The sequence below is a fragment of the Microbacterium sp. B35-30 genome, assembly GCF_010634855.1.
Lineage (GTDB): Bacteria > Actinomycetota > Actinomycetes > Actinomycetales > Microbacteriaceae > Microbacterium.
Genome location: NZ_MWLQ01000012.1, coordinates 1 through 15,391 on the forward strand (window position 1 = coordinate 1; position 15,391 = coordinate 15,391).

A 15,391-nucleotide genomic window follows, 5' to 3' on the forward strand; every position below is an offset into this window, starting at 1 on the left:
AAGAGGAGGCGTTCGCCGGCGTCGCTCCTCGCAAAGACCCGGATGCCCCGGCCCACCTGTCCACACAGGGCCGGGGCATCCGCTGTTCCATGAGCCGCCCGCACAGTGCTGCTGCGCGGAATGCGTCAGACCTGCGCGACCGAGACCGCGTGGGCGAGCGGATGCCGCGCCTCGAGGCCCGCGAGAGCGACGGCGCCGTCGATGCCGAGGCCGAGGGGCTCGACGAGCGTGACGTCGAGTTCGCTCGCCCGGATGTGCGAGGCGAACGCCTCGTACAGCTGCGGGGAGCGGAACACGCCGCCGATCGCGCACGCCGCGAAGTGCTCGTCAGGGTCGTCGGAGCGCACCCGCCGCAACGCCGTCTCGACGCTGTGCGCGAGCTCGCCACCGGCGCGCACAGTGATGTGCTGCGACACGGCGTCGCCGTCGGACGCCAGCCGGGCGACCTGCTCGGCGAACGAGGCGACGACGCTCACCCGGTCGTCGGCGGACTGCAGATGGATGTACGCCTGCCCGAGGTCGGGCCACCGCTCCTGCGCCACGGCGCGCAGTCGCGTCGTCGGCCCGCGCCCGTCGAACTCGCGCATCACGGCGTCGAGCGCTTCGCGCCCGATCCAGTAGCCGCTGCCCGCATCGCCCATGAGGTAGCCCCATCCGTCGACGCGGGCCACGCGCTCGGCGCCGACGGCGAGGGTCACGACCCCGGTGCCTGCGGCGACGACCGCTCCGCGGGTATCTCCGAGCGCGCCGAGGAACGACGTCGTCGAGTCGTGGGCGAGGATGACCTCGCGCACCGCGGGATCGTCGATGCGGGCGAGGAACTCGGCGGCATCCGCTTCCTGGGTGGTGAGCCCCGACACCCCGGCGCTCACGACGGACACCTCGGCGCCCGTGCGCTCGATCGCGGCGCGCGCGACCGCCGTGAGCTGCGGCAGCAGCGGCTCGTGGGTGCGGATGCCCGGGAAGACCATGTCATGCCCCCGGAGGCGCACCTTGATGCCGGTCTGCCCGGCATCGATCGCCAGTACTGTGCTCATGCGGCTGTCGCCCCTTCTTCCCGCAGAGTCGGTCGTGCCCGTGGACACCGCTGTCACCGTGTGCTCGGTCATGGCAGCTGCGGCATCCTTGCCTGGCCCGCGCGGAGACGGTACGCCTCGCGGAGGAACTCACCGGCCGGCTTGCCGTAGGGGCAGTAGTCGTCGTTGCCCGCCGCGGCATCGGCGCCGTAGAGCCGGGGCGGCCAGTCCCACAGCATGAAGCCGGCCACCCAGGGGCGCCCGTCGCACGCGGCGAACATCGCCTCGTAGTAGCGCAGCTGCTCGTCGCCCGAAGGGGCACCGGGCAGCGACCAGTCGTTCGGGCGGTCGGGCGACCCCTCGCGCGACGGACATCCGGCCTCCATGAAGAAGAACGGCTTGCCCGTCGCGGCCACGGCCCGCTCGATCCGGTCGAGCTCGGCATCCCAGCGGCCGATCGGGTAGTAGCCGCTGGACGTGACGACGTCCACCGCGTCCCACCAGCCGAGGCGGTCCTCCTGATACTTGTCGCAGTTGTACGTCACGATTCCCGAGTAGACGGTGCGCACGGCGGCGACGAGCTCGCGCCACTCCGCCTCGCGGGCGTCGGCGCGCACCATCTCGCAGCCGATGCAGAGCATCTCGCAGCCCTCGGCCTCGGCGATGCGGGCCGCGTGCAGGATGAACTCGCGGTACGAGGCGAACCACTCGCCCCAGGTCGGCTCACCCGGCACGTCCTGGTCGAAGAACCCGATGTGGGCGCGCCATGTTCCGTCGGCCACGTTGACGACCGGCTTGAGGCACACCTTCAGCCCGAGCGCCTGCGCTTGCCGGATCGCCCACACGATCTCGTCGTCGGTGACCGTCGGCTCGTCGCGGAACCGCACCTCGGTCGACTGCGCGGTCTCCTGCAGGGCGGAGTACGCGATCGCCGTCCAGTTCACACCGTGGTCGGCCATCGCACGGAGGGAGTCGGATGCCTCGGCCGTCGCCCAGGTGCCGCGCACGCCCGTCCATCCCCAGGTCATTCCGGCCACGTAGGGCTCGAGGGCATGGGCGGCCTCGGCGGTCACGAGGCGACCAGTTCGTTGGCGGTGCGCAGGACCCGCGGATCCGAGAGCGCGGATGCCGCGAGCGGATCGCCGTCGTGGCGCACGAGCACCGTCGTGCTCTCGCCGGGCAGCAGGGTCATGAGCGCATCGGAGGCCACGGCGTCGGGGTCGACCTTGTCGACGAGCAGGGTGAGGTCGCGCACCAGGGAGCCGGCGGTGAGCGAGACGAGCGTGCCGTCCGCGGCCGGCTCCGTGCGGACCTCCACCTGCGCCGCGCCGAGTGCCGATTCGCGAGGCTCCGCGAAGAACCAGTGGCCACGCACCTCGTCGACGCCGGCGACGACGAGCTCGCTCGCCGCGGCGTCCGCCGCAGCGACCTCGGCGGGAAGGGGCACGGTGATCGTCTCCCGCGGTGCGAGCGAGACCGGTGAGGTGAACCGGGCGAGCTCGTCGCCCGCGAAGCCGACGCGGCGCGCCACGAACTCGCCGTCCCAGGTGTCGGCGGTGTCGTTCACGAGCACGGCGGCGAGACCGCCCTCACGGGGCTGGATGGTCACCAGTCGCGGGGCGAACGCGTTCTTCAGCCCGTAGTACAGCGGCTTCGGGCGCTCGTCTCCGTCGATGGCCGCCCAGGAGGTGACCGGCCAGCAGTCGTTGAGCTGCCAGACGATGGCGCCCTGCGTGTGCGGCGCCCACGAGCGGAAATGCTCGAGCGCGGTGCGCACGGCCACCGCCTGGTTGAGCTGCATCGCCCAGTGCCAGTCCTCCATGGCCTCCGGCATCCGGAAATGCGGGATCAGCCCGTTCGTGAGCTTGGTGTTGCCCTCCATCGCCTTCTGGTGCACGATCATGCCGGGCGATTCGGGGGTGAGCGGGGCGTCCGAGACGGAGCGGACGAGGGTGCTCCACGCGGGCGGTCCCTGCCAGCCGAACTCGGCGACGAACCGCGGCCGGTGGTCGCGGTAGGTCGGCCAGTCGAGCCGGTTCCACTGCTCCCAGAGGTGCATCGAGCCGTGCTGCTCGTCGTTGGGGTGGGGGCCGGTCTGCCCCTCGCCGTCCCAGCCGGCACCGGGGCTGAACGGGCTGCCGGGGGCGTATGGCACGTGCGGTGCGAGCTCGGCCACGAGGGCCGGGAACAGCTCGTAGTAGTAGTGCGCACCCCACGTCTTGCCGTCCAGGCGCAGCTTCCAACCCCAGTCCTCGTAGCCCCACAGGTTCTCGTTGTTCCCCGTGAGCAGCACGAGCGAGGCGTGGTGGCCGAGTCGCACGATGTTCTCGCGCGCCTCGGCCTCGATCTCGGAGCGCAGCGGCTCCTCCTCGGCGTACGCGGCGCACGCGAACAGGAAGTCCTGCCACACCAGCAGGCCCATCTCGTCGGCAAGCTCGTAGAAGTCGTCCGATTCGTACAGTCCGCCGCCCCACACGCGGATGAGGTTGAGGTTCGCGTCGAGCGCCTGTTCGAACCGGCGGCGCAGCCGGTCGCGTGTGACGCGGACCGTGAGGGCGTCGTCGGGGATCCAGTTCACGCCCTTCACGAAGACCGGCTGGTCGTTGACGACGAGCGTGAACGGCGTGCCGGCCTCGTCGGGCGTCATGTCCCAGCGCACGTCGCGGAAGCCGACCTTGCGGGTCGCACGGTCGAGGACGGAACCGTCGGATGCCGCGAGCTCGACCTCGACCTCGTACAGCGGCTGCGAGCCATAGCCGACAGGCCACCAGCGCTCGACGTTCGCGAGCGACACCACGAGCGTCGCGGTCGTGTCCCCGGCGGCGACATCGACCGCCCCCACGACCCCGCCCGCGCGCACCGTCAGCGTCACTGCGTCCTCGCGTGCGCGTTCGAGTTCCACATCGACGGTGATCGTGCCCCCGCCGCCCGCCGCCGTCGCAACCACGTGCGTCTGCTCGAGGCGAGTGGCCGACCACGACTCGAGCCCGACGGGCTTGACGATGCCGCTGGTGTAGGTCGCAATGCCCCAGTCCCACCCGAAGCTGCACGCCGACTTGCGGATGGCGTCGTAGGGGAGGGGGTAGGGGCGCTGGCGTGCGCCCAGCGCGACGCTCTGCTCGTTGGCGTACTTGACGGGAGAGCGGAACCGCACCACGAGCTCGTTCTCGCCGTTGACGAGCGCATCACGCACATCGAACCGGTACGAGCGGTGCTGGTTCGCCGTCGCGCCGATCTCGCTCCCGTTGAGGAGGATCGTGGTCACCGTGTCGAGGCCCTCGAACACCAGGTCGGTGCGATCGGTGTCATCCGGTGCCCAGGTGAACGAGGTCGTGTAGGTCCAGTCCACGAGGCCGATCCACGCCAGCGCCGACTCGTTGTCGTCGAGGAACGGGTCGGGGATGAGGCCGGCGGCGAGAAGGTCGGTGTGCACGCAGCCGGGGACGACGGCATCCATCGGCGCGTCGAAGCCGTCCGGCGCGGGCCCGGCTGCAGCCCGGAGGGTCCAGCCCGAGTCGAGGGGACGGAACGAGAGGGCGGTGGTCACTTGACGGCTCCTGCGGTGAGGCCCTTGTAGATCCATCGCTGCAGCAGCAGGAAGGCGACGAGGGTCGGGATGATGACGAGGACGGTGCCGGCCGAGATGACCTCCCACTGCGCGCCGAACGGTCCCTTGAACCGGAACAGCGACGTGGAGATGAGTCCTTCGGACGGCAGATAGAGGAACGGGGCGTAGAACTCGTTGTACACCGCGATGCCCTTGATGATGACGACGGTCGCGATCGCGGGTCGCAGCAGCGGCAGCACGATGCGCCAGTAGATCGTCCAGCGGTTCGCGCCGTCGATCATGGCCGCCTCGTCGAGGGAGACCGGGATCGACTGCATGAACTGGATGAACAGGTAGATCGCGATGATGTCCGTGCCCATGAACAGCAGGATCAGCGCGGCCTTCGTGTCGTACAGCCCCAGCCCGTTGATGAGCTGGAAGGTCGCGACCTGGCTCGTGACGCTCGGGATGAGCGTCGCCACGAGGAAGAGCGCGAACACGAGCTTCTTGCCACGGAACGCGAACCGGTCGAGCGCGTACGCGGCCATCGTGCCGATGAAGATCGTGCCGGCGAGCGACACGACGAGCACGATGGAGGTGTTGACGAAGCCCTCGAGCATCTTGCCGCTCGTGAACGCGGTCACGAAGTTGTCGAAGTTGAACCAGTTCTCGGGCGGGTCGAACGGTCCGGTCTGCGCGTACTCGGGTGCGGTCTTCAGGCTCGCGAACAGGAGCACCGACAGCGGGAGCAGGGTGAGGATCGACGCGATGATCAGGCTGAGGTACTTCGCGGTCGTCGCACTGACGCCTCGGAGGCGCTCGCGTGCCGTCCGGCCCCGGATCGTGCGCGGCGGGGTCGTGCGCAACGGCATCGTCTGCAGCGGTTCGGTGGTGGTCATGTCAGGTCGACCTTCTCGTCGGGGAACACCTTGCGCTGGATCCACGTGATCACCAGCACGATCGCCAGCAGCACCACGGCCATGGCGGACGCGAGACCCACTTGCCGGAAGGTGAACGCGGTCTGCAGCGTCTGGATGACGAACGTGGCGGATCCGTTGGCGCCGCCGGTCATGATGAACGGGATCTCGAAGACGCTGAGGCTGCCGGCGATCGCCAGGATGAACGACAGGCCCACTACGCGGCGGATGCCCGGGAAGATGATCGCCCAGAACTGCTGCCAGCGGCTCGCGCCGTCCAGGTCCGCCGCTTCGTAGAGCTCGTGCGGGATCGACTGGATCGCGCCGAGGAAGAGCACGAAGTTCATGCCGGTGTAGCGCCAGACCGACGTGCCCGCGAGCGACCAGTTGACGACGTCGGGGTTGCCGAGCCACTGCGGGGGATCCGCGACGCCGAACCAGCTCAGCACCGTGTCGAGCGTGCCGCCGGGCTGGAAGAGGTAGAGGAACACGAACCCGATCGCGACCCCGTTGATGAGATAGGGGAAGAACAGGATGCCGCGGAACAGGTTCGAGAAGCGCGTCGAGAAGCTGAGCAGCGTGGCGAAGTACAGCGCGATCGCCATCTGCGCGAACGACGCGAAGAAGTAGTAGAGGCTGACGCCGAACACCGAGAAGATCCGCGGGTCGGTGAAGACCTGCACGTAGTTGTCGAGGCCGACGAAGTTCTTCTCGAGGTCGATGCCGTCCCAGTCGGTGACGCTGAAGTAGAACAGGTTCAGCGCCGGCCAGTAGGTGAACAGCAGCAGCAGTCCCACTGCCGCGGCCAGGAAGAACCAGGGGGTGAGGTGCTGCAGGACATTGCGTCCCGCGGAGCCGCCCCGCCGGCGGTCGGTCCGGCGGGACGACCCGCCGAACCGACGCGCCCGCGCGGGGGCCGAGAGGACGGCAGGGGCATCCGCCGGTGCCGCACCCGGAGTTGCGATGGCCATGTCTCTGCCGTCCTCCCGGTCAGCCTGCGAGCTTCTCGACCGAGGCGCCCCAGCGCTCGTTCAGCTCGGCGAAGTAGCTCTCCTTGTCGCCGTCGGCGGCGCCGCGCGCGATGTCGACGAGCTTCTGGCGGTAGATCGGGCCGTACAGGTCGATTTGCGAGTCATCGGCGATGTTGTTGATGAGGCCTTCCTTGCCCGCGGGGGCAGGGTTCATCTCCATCAGCTCGACGCCCGCCTCTTCGAAGCCCTGCAGGTTCTCGGGAAGCGGCTTGTCGAGCACCGGCGAGATCATGCCCTGCGCCTCGGTGTAGCCCGAGTCCTCGGCGACCCACTGGATCCACGCCCACGCGGCGGCCTTGGCCTTGGAGTGCTTGCTCACGGCCAGGTTGTAGTCGCCGCCGATGACGGCGAGCTGCGTGCCGTCCACGTTGGCGGGGAACGCCATGTAGCCGATGTCGTCCGCCGATGCGCCGTTCTCCTCGGCGGCGGCCTGCATCTGCGAGATGGCCCACGAACCGAGCGGCATGGTGGCGATCTTGCCGGTGCCGAGGTCGACCTTCGACTGCTCCCAGTTGGTGGTGAGCGGGTCGTCCTCGGTCAAGCCGGCCGCGACCGTGTCGTACAGCAGACCGTCGATCGCGTAGACGTCCGTACCCTCAGTCCAGGGGGCCGGGTCTTCCGCCATCGTGATCGGCGCGTCGGGATCGTCGGTGATGGCGCCGAGGTTGCCGAAGCTCTGCGTGAGCGGCCAGCCGTCCTTGTAGTTGGTGTACATCGGGATGGCGTCGGTGTTGTCCTTGACCTTCTGCAGGGCGTCCAGCCACTGCTCGGGGGAGGTGGGAAGCTCCGTGACACCCGCCTCGTCGAAGATCTTCTTGTTGTAGACGACGCCGTTCGCGTTGCCGCCCCATGCGATGCCGTACTGCGTGCCGTCGTAGCTTGCGGCCGGAAGGAAGCGGTACGTGTCCTCGAAGTCGGCCGTCTCGCCGAGCGGCTCGAGGAACTGCTCGTACTGGTCGGGCTTGATGGCCGGGATGCCGATGACGTCCCCGTAGTTCGTCGTGCTCATGCGGGTGAGCATCTCGCCCGCGTAGTCGGTGATGCCCTCGAACGTGACCTTGACGTCGGGGTACTCCTTGTTGAACTCCTCGGCGTACTTCTCGAACGTGCCGTCCTCGACGAGGTCGGTGCGCCAGGTGACGACCTTGATGTCGCCCTTGACCTCGCCGTCGATCGTGTTGTCCGCGTCGTTCGCGCCGCCGCCGGCGCAGCCGCTGATCGCGACCGCGGCCGTGGCCAGCAGCGCGATGCCCGCGAATGCCTTCTTCGCCATGTGATGTCTCCTTGTCAGGTTCGCCCTTGAACTGCCGGTGCGCGTCGTCGCACCGTTGCGTGGTTCGTCGCGCCGTCAGATTAGACACACTCGAAACGGTTCCGCAAGCGTTCGATGTCAGCGCTGTCTTGTCGTGTCCGATTCGAATCCATGAACCGTAAAGGCCGCACAACCAGGTCTAAATATGACGCTGTGAACGGCTAGCGCGTGGCAATGTCCGCTGAATGTCCCACGTGGACATTGCGGGCGATCCAGTGCTACCGTGAACCCCGGCACGGCAAGGAGGCCCACCGATGACGGTTCAGCAGCGCGCGACACTCGAAGACGTCGCCCGGCTCGCCGGCGTGAGCTCGAAGACGGTATCCCGCGTCTTCACGCACCGAGACCTCGTCGCGCCCGACACCGTAGACCGGGTGCTCGCGGCGGCCAAGCGGCTCCGCTTCCGGCCCAACCCGCTCGCGCGGAACCTGCGCCGCGGGGGGCCGACGAACACGATCGGCTTCATCATGGGCGAGCTGAGCAACCCGTTCTACTACAAGCTCGCCGCCGGCATCGAGCGCGAGCTGGCGGCGAGCGGGTACTCGCTCGTCGTCGCGACCACCGACGACACGGCGGAGGGCGAGGAGCGTGTCGCCGACGCGCTCCTCAGTCAGCGCCTGGGGGCGCTCCTGCTGATCCCCGTGGCCGAGGACCAGTCCTACCTCGAGGGCGAGCGGCATCTCGGCACGCCGATCATCGCGATCGACCGTCCGGCGCGCAACCTCGTCGCCGACTCGATCGTCCTCGAGAACCACAAGGGCGTCTTCGAGGCGACGACGCGCCTGCTCGAGCGGGGCCATCGCCGTATCGGCTACGTCTGCAACCCGGCATCCGTCTACACGCAGGCCGAGCGTCTGCGTGGCTACCGCGACGCGCTCGCCGCCTACGGCATCGCCGACTCGTCGAGGTGGGAGCGGCTCGCCGACGATCTCGCGCGGCCTGCCGACGGCTTCATCGCCGACCTGCTCGACCAGCACGACGCGCCGACGGCGATCATCACCGGCAACAACCGGGTGACCGTCGCCGCGCTCCGAGTGCTGCGGGATCGGCACGACGCCGAGACGGCACTGATCGGCTTCGATGACTTCGACACCGCCGATGTGCTCGGCGTGACCGTCATCAACTACGACCCGCTGGCGCTCGGTCGCGCCGCTGCGACGCTCGCCATCGAGCGTATGCAGGACCCGGCCGGCTTCACGCGTCAGCTCGAGATGCCGACGTGGCTGGTGCCGCGCGGCACCGGCGAACGACCGCCCGCTGAGAGGACCACCGCATGACTTCCGGCTTCATCCGTCTCGAGAAGGAGGGCATCAGCGTGATCGTCGACGCCCGCGGTGCGGGTCTGCCGCGCGTGCTGCACTGGGGCGCGCCGGTCGGTGCGATCACGTATGCCGATGCCGAGGCGCTCGCCCACGCGCTGAGCCGGCAGACCTCGCCGGGCAGCCTGGATGGCGCGTGGCAGCTGTCGCTCTCGCCGCAGGAGGGCGACGGATGGACCGGCCGCCCGGGCATGCAGCTGCGCCATGACGGCGTTCTGCACCACGCGCGCTGGAGCGTCGACGGGATCGACGCCGACGACGCCGCGCTGACGATCAGGGCGCGGGATGAGGCATCCGCTCTGCGTCTGTCGATCACGATCGGCATCGAAGCGGGCGGGGTCGTGTGGGTGGGACACACGCTGGCTCACCAGGGTGGAGCCGAGGCTGCGCCCATCGACGTCGACTGGCTCGAGGCGACACTGCCGGTGCCGTCGACGACCGACACGCTGCTGACCTTCGACGGTCGCTGGACGCGCGAGAAGCGCCCGGTCGCGACCCCGATGCCCGCCGGCGCCACGGTGCGGCAGTCACGGCGGGGTCGCCCGGGGCACGACAGCCCCGTCGCCGCGATCGCCGCCATCGGGGCGCCGCGCTGGCAGGACGGCGCCCTGTGGGGCGTGCACCTCGCATGGTCGAGCGATCTCACGACCCGCGTCGACCGCGTCACCGATGCGGTGACCCTGATCGGCGCCGGCGAGCTGCTGCGTCCGGGAGAGGTCCGGCTCGCTCCGGGCGACGAGTACCGCGCGCCGCGAGCGGCGTTCGTGCACAGCAGCGCCGGGCTCGACGGTTTCGCGCACCGCGTCCACACGTGGCTGCGGGCCCGGCCGCAGCATCCGTCGTCTCCGCGGCCCCTCGTGCTCAACACCTGGGAGGCCGTGTACTTCGGCCACGATCCCGCCCGTCTCGCCGCGCTCGCCGACCGCGCGGCCGAGGTGGGGATCGAGCGGTTCGTGCTCGACGACGGCTGGTTCCAGGGGCGCCGTGACGACTCGACCAGTCTCGGCGACTGGACCGTCGACCGATCTGTCTGGCCGGATGGCCTGGGCCCGCTCGCCGAGCGGGTGCACGGGCACGGCATGCAGTTCGGGCTGTGGTTCGAGCCCGAGATGATCAGCCTCGACTCGGACGTCGCCCGCGCGCACCCCGACTGGCTGCTCCACGACCCCGGCCATCTCGCTCACGACGAGCAGGTGTCGTGGCGGGGGCAGTACGTCATGGATCTGGCGAACCCGGATGCCTACGCCCACGTCTTCGGCCAGATCGACGCGCTCGTGACCGAGCTCGGCATCGACTTCATCAAATGGGACCACAACCGAGATCTCGTCGAGAGCGTCCACGCCGGACGCCCCGGCGGGCACGCGCAGATGACGGCGGTGTACGCGCTGCTGGCAGAGCTGAAGGCGGCGCACCCGGCGCTCGAGATCGAGTCCTGCTCCAGCGGCGGCGCGCGCACCGACCTCGGGATCCTCGACGTCACCGACCGCGTGTGGGCGAGCGACTCCAACGACCCGGTGGAGCGGCAGGACATCCAGCGGTGGACGGGCCTGCTGCTGCCGCCCGAACTCGTCGGCGCCCACGTGGGCCCGACGACCTCGCACTCGTCGGGCCGCACCACGGCGCTGTCCTACCGCATGGCCACGAGCCTCATGGGATCCGCGGGCTTCGAGTGGGACATCCTGTCGTGCGACGAGACGGAGACCGAGGCGATCGCGCGCTTCGCGGCGCTCTACAAAGAGCTGCGGCTCGTCGTCCACGGCGGGCGCGTGCTGCACCCGGAACTGCGGGATCCGGCCTGGCGCGCGACGGCGTTCGTGGGCGCAACGGCAGCCGTCGTCGTCGTGGCGACGGTGGCCAGTCTCGAGGACGCCCGGGCCGAGCGGCTGCGGCTACCCGGCCTCGACCCCGACCGCCGCTACCGCGTGCGGGTGCGGCGGGAGATCGGCGCGGCCGAGTACGGGTGGATCGCACCCGAGTGGTTCACCGTCGGCGAGATCGAGCTGCCGGGGTCGCTCCTCGCCGAGGTAGGCCTGCAGCTGCCGACGCTCTGGCCCGTGCAGGCCTTCGTCCTCCACCTCGAGGCGGTGTGACGCAGCGCGCCGCTCGGAAACGTACCCTTTCGCGAATCCGCTGACCGGGAATCGCGAAAGGGTACGTTTCCGCTCGCGTCAGGCGAGCGATGCGAGGAAGGCGGCCTGCTTCGGGAACTGGAACGCCTGGCCGCCCTCGTGGCCGTTGTGGGTGTAGACCTCGATGCGCTTGTCGGCCGTCTCGTGGCGGTTGAACGCGGCGTAGACGGTCGACGGCGGGCAGATGGTGTCCATGAGCGCGACGGAGTACAGGGCTGCGGCATCCGCCCGCTTCGCCATGTTCACGCCGTCGAAGTACGACAGGGTCTCGAACACCCGCTCGTCGGCGCCGCGGTGCACCGCCAGGTAGCGCACGACCTCCTGGTAGGGGTCGTCGCCGGTAAGGCCGACCGCGCGCTCGAAGTGGCAGAGGAACGGCACATCGGGCATGACGGCCACGAGACCGTCGGAGAGACCCGCCGCCGCGATCGCGATGCCGCCGCCCTGGCTGGCGCCGCAGACGGCCACACGGTCGGCGTCGACCTGCGGGAGCGTGCGGACGGCGTCGACCGCGCGCACGGCGTCCGTGAAGACCCGGCGGTAGTAGTACGTCGCGGGGTCCTCAATACCGCGGGTCATGAAGCCGGACGACGACGGGCCGGTGCCGTGCGGGTCGAGCGTGTCGCCGCCCGAACCCCACATCGATCCCTGGCCGCGCGTGTCCATGAAGAGGTGGGCGTAGCCGGCGGCGGCCCAGCCGATCCGCTCGCCGGGAAGGCCGCGGCCGCCACCGTAGCCCTGGAACTCGACGACGGCCGGCAGCGGACCCTCGGCGCCGGCGGGCAGGGTGAGCCACGCCTTGACCGGGTCGCCGTCGAAGCCGGGGAACGTGACGTCGAAGACGTCGATCAGCGTGTACGGCGTGTCGAGGAGCGTGACCTCGGGTGCGGAATCCCACTGTCGCGACATGGCGATCGTGGCGGTCCAGAAGTCGTCGAAATCAGCGGGCTCGCGGACCTCGGGAGCGTAGGTCGCGAGGTCGGCGGGGGACAGGTCGAATCTCGGCACGGCCTCACACTAGCGGTTCACCCGCAAGCGTTTCGACGACGGAACGAGAAGGCGACGAGGCCTCGATGGGGGAGGGGTATTCGAGGCCCCGCCGCCGGTCTCTGGGGCGCCCGAGGGCGCTGCGTGGGGAAAGCTGTCGGTAATGGTGCGGGTAGGCGTCAGAGACGGATCTCTGCGATGACTTCACCGTACTCGGTCTCGCCGACCGGTGTGAAGCCTACGCGCTCGAAGAACTGCTGCGGGCCGCCTTCTCCGGCTTCGTAGATGACGCAGAGGTGGTCCATCCCACGGTTGCGCGCCTCTTCGATGAGCCCCTTCACGGCGAAGCGGCCGACGCCGCGGCCCTGGTCATCGGCGTCGACGTTGATGCGCCACAGCACCGAGCGGAAATGATCCACCGGGTTGTCGGGGTCGAAGTTGGCGCTGACGAAGGCGACCACCTCCTCGCCGTCGAGCACGACGCGCTGCCACGTCGTCTGCGGGTTGACCACGGTCGCCGCGATGCCGTAGCTGACGGGGGAGAGGTACTCCTCCTGGCCGGGCTTGAGCGACAGATTGTTGACCGCCACGATGGTCGCGGCGGACAGTTCGACGAGTCGCAGATCACCCATGGGGCCCAGGCTAGCCCGGATGACGACATCCAGCACTCTGCGGGTTCGGGATTTACACGGTGTTCACGCGTGACGTCGTCTCGATCTCGCGTGGTGACATCGGGCAGGAACCGCAGAAACACGGCCCTACCAGGAGCAGAGATCTCTTGACGTCGAGATATCTCGGGTGCTTGCGATAGGCTGATGGCCGACCCGCAAGAAGGACGTGACAGGTGACCGACTCCACCATCATCTACACCTACACCGACGAGGCTCCGGCCCTCGCGACCGCATCGTTCCTGCCGATCGTGCAGGCCGTGACCCGCCAGGCGGGGGTGGATGTCGAGACACGAGACATCTCGCTCGCCGGCCGCATCCTCGCGGCGTTCCCGCAGAACCTGACGCCTGAGCAGCAGGTCGGCGACGCGCTCGCCGAGCTCGGCGGCCTGGCGACGCTGCCCGAGGCGAACATCATCAAGCTGCCGAACATCTCGGCATCGATCCCCCAGCTGAAGGCCGCGATCGCCGAGCTGCAGTCGCAGGGCTACGACATCCCGGACTATCCGGACGAAGCGCAGTCCCTCGAAGACAAGGACGTCCGCGCGCGGTACGACCGCATCAAGGGCTCGGCTGTCAACCCCGTGCTGCGCGAGGGCAACAGCGACCGTCGTGCGCCGCTCTCGGTGAAGAACTACGCCCGCAAGCACCCGCACCGCAACAAGCCGTTCCCGCAGGGGTCGAAGACCCGTGTCGCGACCATGGGGCACGACGACTTCCGCTCGAACGAGAAGTCCTTCGTCTCCTCCGGCGACGACGTGCTCACCATCCAGCACGTGGGCGCCGACGGCACGGTCACCGAGCTCAAGACCGGCCTGAAGGTGCTGCCTGGCGAGATCATCGACGCGACCTTCCTCTCGGCCGCCGAGCTCGACGCGTTCCTGGCGCAGACGCTGAAGGATGCCGCGGCCGACGACGTGCTCTACTCGGTGCACCTCAAGGCGACCATGATGAAGGTCAGCGACCCGATCATCTTCGGCCACGTCGTCAAGGCGTACTTCGCCGACGTGTTCGAGAAGTACGGCGACAAGATCGCCGAGGCGGGCCTGACCCCCAACGACGGCCTCGGCGCGATCCTCGCCGGTCTTGCGTCGATCGAGGGCGGCGAAGAGATCGCGGCGGCCATCACGGCCGACCTCGAGCGCGGGCCCCGCCTCTCGTACACGAACTCCGACAAGGGCCTCACGAACCTGCACGTGCCGTCCGACGTGATCGTGGATGCCTCGATGCCGGCGCTCATCCGCAACGGCGGCAAGCTCTGGGGCGTCGACGGCGGCGAGGACGACACCCTTGCCGTCATCCCGGACTCCTCGTACGCGAGCGTCTTCCAGACGGTCATCGACGACGTCAACGCGCACGGTCCGCTGGACCCCGCGACGATCGGCTCGGTGCCGAACGTCGGCCTCATGGCCCAGGCGGCCGAGGAGTACGGCAGCCACGACAAGACGTTCGAGATCGCCGCCCCCGGCGTCGTGCAGGTGCGCAACGCCGCCGGCGACGTGCTGCTCGAGCACGACGTGCAGCCGGGTGACATCTGGCGCGCCACGCAGACCAAGGACGTCGCCATCCGCGACTGGGTGAAGCTCGCCGTCACGCGCGCCCGCGCGAGCGGCGCCCCTGCGGTGTTCTGGCTCGACGAGACGCGCGCGCATGACGCGGAGCTCATCGCCAAGGTGAAGACCTACCTCGCCGACCACGACACCGAGGGCCTCACGATCGAGATCCTCGCCCCGGCGGCGGCGACGCAGTACTCGCTCGATCGCCTGCGCAAGGGCGAGGACACGATCTCGGTGACCGGCAACGTGCTGCGCGACTACAACACCGACCTCTTCCCGATCCTCGAGGTGGGCACGAGCGCCAAGATGCTCTCAATCGTCCCGCTGCTGTCCGGCGGTGGACTGTTCGAGACCGGCGCCGGGGGATCGGCGCCGAAGCACGTCCAGCAGCTCGTCGCCGAGAACTACCTGCGCTGGGACTCGCTCGGCGAGTTCTTCGCGCTCGCCGCCTCGCTCGAGCATCTCGCCGACGACACCGGCAACGTCAAGGCGCAGGTGCTGGCCGACACGCTGGATGCCGCGACCGGCACGTTCCTCGAGAACGACAAGTCGCCGGGGCGCGCGCTCGGCACGATCGACAACCGCGGCAGCCACTTCTACCTGACCCTGTACTGGACCCAGGAGCTGGCCAAGCAGCAGGCCGACCCCGAGCTCGCGGCGGCCTTCGCCCCCGTGGCCGAGGCGCTGGCCGCGGCCGAGGAGCAGATCGTCCAGGAGCTCGTCGCGGTGCAGGGCGCGCCCGTCGACATCGGCGGGTACTACCGCCCCGATGCCGAGCTCGTGACCGGCGTGATGCGTCCGTCTGCCACGTTCAACGCGGTGATCGACGGTCTCTGACCCGCACGCAGATGAGAAGAGCGGATGCCCCGTCCCGGGGCATCCGCTCTTCTCATCTGTTCAGGGTGTGGG

Annotated in this window: 11 protein-coding genes; 3 read left to right on the top strand and 8 right to left on the bottom strand. The window is 69.4% G+C overall.

The window, feature by feature from the left end; all coding sequences use genetic code 11:
• Positions 1-125: 125 nt before the first annotated feature.
• From B2K11_RS06990 to B2K11_RS07015, 6 genes are all read right to left on the bottom strand, one after another.
• The gene (locus tag B2K11_RS06990) at positions 126-1,037 is read right to left on the bottom strand and encodes a BadF/BadG/BcrA/BcrD ATPase family protein (RefSeq protein WP_163617553.1); all 912 of its coding nucleotides are present in this window, start codon (positions 1,035-1,037) and stop codon (positions 126-128) included.
• A gap of 68 nt (positions 1,038-1,105) precedes the next feature.
• Positions 1,106-2,044: a 1,4-beta-xylanase gene (locus tag B2K11_RS06995; protein WP_163617647.1), complete on the bottom strand. Its 939-nt coding sequence runs from the start codon at positions 2,042-2,044 to the stop codon at positions 1,106-1,108.
• Positions 2,045-2,085: 41 nt separating this feature from the next.
• Positions 2,086-4,563 carry a glycoside hydrolase family 2 protein gene (locus B2K11_RS07000; RefSeq protein ID WP_239525810.1) on the bottom strand — a complete coding sequence of 826 codons (2,478 nt, stop codon included), beginning with the start codon at positions 4,561-4,563 and terminating at the stop codon, positions 2,086-2,088.
• Entirely contained in the window at positions 4,560-5,462 is a 903-nt protein-coding gene (locus B2K11_RS07005) for a carbohydrate ABC transporter permease (RefSeq protein ID WP_239525812.1), read from the bottom strand. Before B2K11_RS07005 ends, B2K11_RS07000 begins: the two co-directional genes overlap by 4 nt.
• Positions 5,459-6,451 carry a sugar ABC transporter permease gene (locus tag B2K11_RS07010; protein WP_163617555.1) on the bottom strand — a complete coding sequence of 331 codons (993 nt, stop codon included), beginning with the start codon at positions 6,449-6,451 and terminating at the stop codon, positions 5,459-5,461. The genes B2K11_RS07005 and B2K11_RS07010 overlap by 4 nt, the downstream gene beginning before the upstream one ends.
• A 19-nt stretch (positions 6,452-6,470) precedes the next feature.
• The gene (locus B2K11_RS07015; RefSeq protein ID WP_163617556.1) at positions 6,471-7,784 is read right to left on the bottom strand and encodes an ABC transporter substrate-binding protein; all 1,314 of its coding nucleotides are present in this window, start codon (positions 7,782-7,784) and stop codon (positions 6,471-6,473) included.
• A gap of 293 nt (positions 7,785-8,077) precedes the next feature.
• Between B2K11_RS07015 and B2K11_RS07020 the strand changes: the two genes are divergently transcribed.
• Together B2K11_RS07020 and B2K11_RS07025 are read left to right on the top strand one after the other, a co-directional pair.
• Positions 8,078-9,100, top strand: coding sequence for a LacI family DNA-binding transcriptional regulator (locus tag B2K11_RS07020; RefSeq protein WP_163617557.1), 1,023 nt, complete (start codon positions 8,078-8,080; stop codon positions 9,098-9,100).
• Positions 9,097-11,232 carry an alpha-galactosidase gene (locus B2K11_RS07025; RefSeq protein WP_163617558.1) on the top strand — a complete coding sequence of 712 codons (2,136 nt, stop codon included), beginning with the start codon at positions 9,097-9,099 and terminating at the stop codon, positions 11,230-11,232. Before B2K11_RS07020 ends, B2K11_RS07025 begins: the two co-directional genes overlap by 4 nt.
• A 78-nt stretch (positions 11,233-11,310) precedes the next feature.
• Here the strand turns inward: B2K11_RS07025 and B2K11_RS07030 are convergent, their stop codons facing one another.
• Entirely contained in the window at positions 11,311-12,279 is a 969-nt protein-coding gene (locus B2K11_RS07030; protein ID WP_163617559.1) for an acetylxylan esterase, read from the bottom strand.
• A 158-nt stretch (positions 12,280-12,437) separates the two neighbouring features.
• The gene (locus tag B2K11_RS07035; protein WP_163617560.1) at positions 12,438-12,890 is read right to left on the bottom strand and encodes a GNAT family N-acetyltransferase; all 453 of its coding nucleotides are present in this window, start codon (positions 12,888-12,890) and stop codon (positions 12,438-12,440) included.
• A 212-nt stretch (positions 12,891-13,102) separates the two neighbouring features.
• Between B2K11_RS07035 and B2K11_RS07040 the strand changes: the two genes are divergently transcribed.
• The gene (locus B2K11_RS07040) at positions 13,103-15,319 is read left to right on the top strand and encodes an NADP-dependent isocitrate dehydrogenase (protein ID WP_163617561.1); all 2,217 of its coding nucleotides are present in this window, start codon (positions 13,103-13,105) and stop codon (positions 15,317-15,319) included.
• Positions 15,320-15,391: the final 72 nt, after the last annotated feature.